The following is a 4937-nucleotide window of genomic DNA, read 5'->3' as shown; positions in this document are numbered from 1 at the left end:
GGAGGGGGGAGGGGGGGAGTGGGGGAGTGGGGGAGGGGGGGACAAGGAGGACAAGGGGACAAGGAGGACAAGGGGGCAAAGCAATTTATAACTCCTTACTCCTAACTCCCCATTCCTCATTCCCCATTTCCTATTTCTTTTTAGATTCCTGTGGTTTCTTTTTCGGGTCTTCTGTGCCTTCTTGCAATGACCACCCATAGGGTTTGTCAGATGTGACGGTGCCTTGTTGCAAAGTTGTCAGTCGGAAGTATGCCCCCCGGAAATTGGTAAAGTCCAATTTAGCACCTTTGAAGTTAGCTGCTTCTAAATTGCTGCTGATCAAACCCGCAAAACTCAGATCGGCATTTTCCAGCGATGCTGATTTCAAATTAGTACCCGTCATGGAAGCACCAGATAAATTGGTAGAATTCATTACCGCACCTTCCAGATTTGCACTTGTTAAATCCGCATTCTTGAGATTAGCGCCAGATAAAGTCGCACCTTTTAAGTTAGCTTCTCGTAAATTTGCTCCAGCTAGGTTAGCTTGAGTTAAGTCAGCACTACTCAAGTCACACCGTGGACAAGACCTTGTTGCTTTCAACTGATCCATGTCTTGCTGATTGAATGCTTTGGCTTGCTCTGTAAAACCTAAACAAGCTAACAGCGTTACGGTAGCGACAATTTTAAGTTTAATATTTTTTTGCATAGAGTTAGTTCACAAGTTGGCGAGCTAGGCTTTGAATGTATTGCTATACTGACATATAAGACTTATGGAGTAAGCGATCGGCATGAAGAAGTAATAAAGAAGCGGTAAAAGTACTGTAAATTCTTAGATTTAGCCTAGTCAATAGAAAACGTGCTGTATAGAATGGATTCGTCAGGAAATATACAGAAACTCTATCACCTACTCTTTATCAGATCCCCCCACGCCTTAAGTAAAAAAGCGGCTTGGGGGGATCTTAATTTATATCGGGAATGGGGAATGGTGAGTCCAGCGAGAAAGGGAGGGGAGCCACTGCGCCCTTACGGATTCCCCGGCAGACGCGCACGTGGCGTTTTCCCTCGTGCCGGCAAGGCGCGAACCCGAAGGGGGAATGGGGAGACAAGGCAGACAAGGCAGACAAGGCAGACAAGGCAGACAAGGGAGAAGAAAATTCATTTTGTCCTGTTTGTCCCCAGGAACGCTTCAATTATCAAAACTTCACACATTCACCGCACTTACTCTGATGTCAGCATGTGTCAATACAGGTCATGGTAGAAAAATATTTGAGTATACATATGCTTTTATGATGTACGTTGTAGCATTTTTTATCGTTGGCATGATAGATGCCATAGTCACTACCTTTGTACCACCGCCTTTTTCAATCATCCTGCTTGCATTAATAGCTATACCATTCTTGATTTCTGGTACAGCCAAGGGAGATTAACGGGGAGACAGGGAGTGGGGAGGCTGGTATGTAAGGCGATCGCTCTGTGTTTTCCCAAGATATATGAACAATTGATAAAACAATTGTTAAATTAAAATGAATTATGTTATAACTACTAGTCAAAACCAGATAGAGACTCTACAATAAAAATATCAAGAACTATACAGAAACTCTATAACCCACTCTTTATGAAATCCCCCTAGCCGCACGATAAAAGCGACTAGGGGAATTTTGATTAATGGGGGATGGGGCATTGGGCATTGGGCATGGGGCATTGGGCATTGGGCATTGGGCATGGGGTTAAGAGGCAGAGGGGAAGGGAGAAGGGGGCAATGGGGGCAAAATTCCTCTCCCCTGCTCCCCCTGCTCCCCCTTGTCCCCTTGTCCCCTTGTCTCCTTGTCCCCTTGTCTCCCTGCTTCCCACTCCTCAACGCCAGCCGAAAAAGCGCAATCCCGGTACGATGAGATAGTGACTCACCGCTAACCAGAAGCTGACAAACAAGCCTGCAAGACTAAAAAAGAGAATAGTCAGCAGTAAACTCCATTTGTTGGGTGTACTGTGAAAGAGAAATGCAGTGGGTGAAAATCCGAAATTAATCAAAAGCGCAAAAATGATCGCTGTACCAAAAGAAGCGATCGCTGCGTAAACTATTTGATGGCTGCGTAGCCCCAAACCAAGCGTAAGCAGAAAAACAGCTATTAAAATCGAGATTGCTGAAGCTTCGATTCCATCTTGGGGTGTAATTAATTGCAACATTAACCAACTAAATCCGTAGCCTATTATACCCATTAGCGAGGCGACAAAAAACCGCCGCTGTTGACCAAAACCCCCGGCAGCGGTTAATCCCCATGCGGTTCCCAAACCAGCAAAGGCAAATAAAAGAATCTCAGAACCGAAAAAATGATTAGTATTTGGAATTAATCCGAGTAACCTTTGAGACACAACTGCGCCAACGCGATCGCCTAAAATTGTGTGATACGCCAAAATATAACCAGCAATTGTACCTACACCAGCGCCGATGCAGCTTAAAACCATTGTCCAAAGAGTCATCAGACAAGCACCGAAGACTCTAAATATCGTCTGAACGATGAAAAGAGTAGTTTTACTTAATGCTTGCATTAATCCGGCGATCGCTTGCCGGATAGCTTGGATAATTTTGGCGAAAAAATCTGGCTGGGGAGATGGTTGAGAAATTTTCGCCAAACGTTTTAAAATTATTGTCGAAGACGCCGGACGCGATCGTACATCCTCTTCTACCATCTGAGAAAGCAAATCTGCTAATTCTGGGTTGAGATTAATTCCACCACGCCAGCGCAACTCCCCAGTTTGCGGATCTTCCAACTTTGGCGGATACTTACCCGTAAGTAATTCTATCATCGTCCGACCGAGGGCATAAAAATCAGTAGCAGGTCCGACATTACCGCCAATAACTTGTTCTGGTGGACTGTAACCAGAAGAAAATAACCTCGTTGAACCAGATTGAGAACGAAGTATTTTCTCATTAAATTGCTTCGCCCCACCAAAGTCAATCAGCACCAAACGACTTTCTCCACCTCCCCCCTTATTTAAAAGTGTCGTAGCTGGAAAAGTCCGCAGCATTAAATTACTCGGTTTAATATCGCGGTGAAGAATTTGGCGTTTGTGCAACTCCTGTAAAATCTCCACTGCCTGGGTCAGCCAGCTTAACACCAATTTTTCCGGACATCCTTGAGGATACTGTTCAAGAATTTCCTCTAGAGTCAACCCATCAATTTTTTCCATCACCAAACAAGCTAGTTGGCGTGGTTGTGGATTGAACAAATTTATTTGAAAATTCCCATCCTTATCGACTTTGGGAACACCCGGATGTCGCAAACTACTTAATACAGCAGCTTCTTGGGTAAACAATTCTAGTGCTTTTGGTGAATTTTCTACCAACACTTTCAGCACTTTCTCGGTTTGGGTCTTTTCATCCCAAAGCGTGTAAATCTGGGCAAATCCTCCTGAACCCAAACGCTGAAGAGGGATATAACGGTCTATAAGCTGTAGCGGTGTGCCACAGCTATTACAAAACTTTTGTCCCCAAAGCTGGGGATAAGGACGTTGACACTCAGGATTTATGCAGTGAACGTTTGAGCTATTTATCTTCAAGGTTTTTAACCATTAATATCTGAAAAATGCTCATATAATGCTCAAATAGCCCAAACTAAATGTTTTAATCATTTATTTGAGTATTATTGTTTACACGATCGTGATGCTCAACAGATGCTCATAGAGATACCTTCTCTAATTTACTTCACGCAATTTAGAACTACTACTGAATAAATTATTTATTGCCAGAGGATTCTGGGAAACTCTGCATTAAATTTTATAATAATTGCAACTGTAACGTATAACTAACAAAAATAGCTTGTTAAAAGGGTGTATTTGTACTTATACCAATTCTATGTGAGGTTGCGCTTTATCGCCCTCTCCCTAGAAGGGTGTTGCGAGATTGTGGGCGTTCAGTGCTATGGTTGTTTACTGGACGCACTGGAGCGAGTTTTAACCCTTGCTTTGAATGATTGCCCTTATCTACGCAACTACTGATTCTGCTATACATGAGTTTACCTCAATACCTACTTAAAAACGTTTTGGAAGCGCGTGCCCGTTTGGGTGAAAGTCCAATTTGGGACTCAAGCCATAAACTGCTTTACTGGGTCGATATATATAACCATCGGGTACACCAATTCAATCCTGCTACTGGACAGAACTTGTTTTTTGATGTGGGAGATGTGGTTGGTTGTATTGCCCTAGCAGGTGCAAATCGATTGATTATGGCACAGCGCGATCGCTTGGCATTCCTCAACACTCAGACAGGTGTAGTGACACCCATCATGCAAGTTGAAGCGGATATGCCGGATAACCGCTTTAACGATGGTAAATGCGATTCTCAAGGTCGCTTCTGGTTTGGGTCGATGTGTACTGTAAAAGCTCAAGGTAGCTTGTATCGCTATGACCCTGATGGTTCATTGCATGTGATGGAAACTGGGCTAACAATTTCTAATGGTTTGGGTTGGAGTCCTGATGCAAAGACGTTTTATTTGACGGATTCTCCTGTGCAAAAAATTTATGCTTATGATTTTGATTATCTTACGGGCGATATCAGTAACCGCAGGGTTTTTGTTGATTTAACTGGTGAGTGTTTTATCCCTGATGGGTTGGTTGTGGATGCTGAGGGGTATGTTTGGTCGGCGATGTACGATGGGTGGTGTGTGATTCGTTATAATCCTCTGGGTGAGGAAGTGTTGCAGGTGAAGTTACCTGTGCAGCGTCCGACTAGTTGTTGTTTTGGTGGGCAGGATTTGAAAAAGTTTTATATTACTTCTGCTTCTGTGGGGTTGAGTGAGGAGGAGATTCAGAAGAGTTTTTATTCTGGGGATTTGTTTTGTTTGGAGATGGATGTTAGGGGGTTTGCAACTGAATCAAAATAATTAGACAATCTTCACCATAGTTGGACATTTAACCGTTTGTGGCGACTATATGTCCAAGTTTTTAGAAAAAACGACATT

General features: G+C 43.4%; 5 protein-coding genes. 2 read left to right on the top strand and 3 right to left on the bottom strand.

What is annotated here, in order from left to right; genetic code table 11:
* Positions 1-130: 130 nt before the first annotated feature.
* On the bottom strand, positions 131-673 hold the full coding sequence (locus tag AABK37_RS40370) for a pentapeptide repeat-containing protein (RefSeq protein ID WP_432557005.1): 543 nt from the start codon (positions 671-673) through the stop codon (positions 131-133).
* A 355-nt stretch (positions 674-1028) separates the two neighbouring features.
* Between AABK37_RS40370 and AABK37_RS40365 the strand changes: the two genes are divergently transcribed.
* Positions 1029-1406: a hypothetical protein gene (locus tag AABK37_RS40365; RefSeq protein WP_432557004.1), complete on the top strand. Its 378-nt coding sequence runs from the start codon at positions 1029-1031 to the stop codon at positions 1404-1406.
* A gap of 235 nt (positions 1407-1641) precedes the next feature.
* Here the strand turns inward: AABK37_RS40365 and AABK37_RS40360 are convergent, their stop codons facing one another.
* Entirely contained in the window at positions 1642-1830 is a 189-nt protein-coding gene (locus AABK37_RS40360) for a histidine kinase (protein ID WP_432557003.1), read from the bottom strand.
* Positions 1831-1833: 3 nt separating this feature from the next.
* Positions 1834-3537 carry a protein kinase domain-containing protein gene (locus AABK37_RS40355; RefSeq protein ID WP_432557002.1) on the bottom strand — a complete coding sequence of 568 codons (1704 nt, stop codon included), beginning with the start codon at positions 3535-3537 and terminating at the stop codon, positions 1834-1836.
* A 449-nt stretch (positions 3538-3986) separates the two neighbouring features.
* Between AABK37_RS40355 and AABK37_RS40350 the strand changes: the two genes are divergently transcribed.
* Entirely contained in the window at positions 3987-4859 is an 873-nt protein-coding gene (locus AABK37_RS40350) for an SMP-30/gluconolactonase/LRE family protein (protein WP_432557001.1), read from the top strand.
* Positions 4860-4937: the final 78 nt, after the last annotated feature.

Source organism: Tolypothrix sp. VBCCA 56010 (assembly GCF_050875635.1).
Classification (GTDB): Bacteria; Cyanobacteriota; Cyanobacteriia; order Cyanobacteriales; family Nostocaceae; genus Hassallia.
This window is presented reverse-complemented; position numbering and strand designations above follow the sequence as displayed.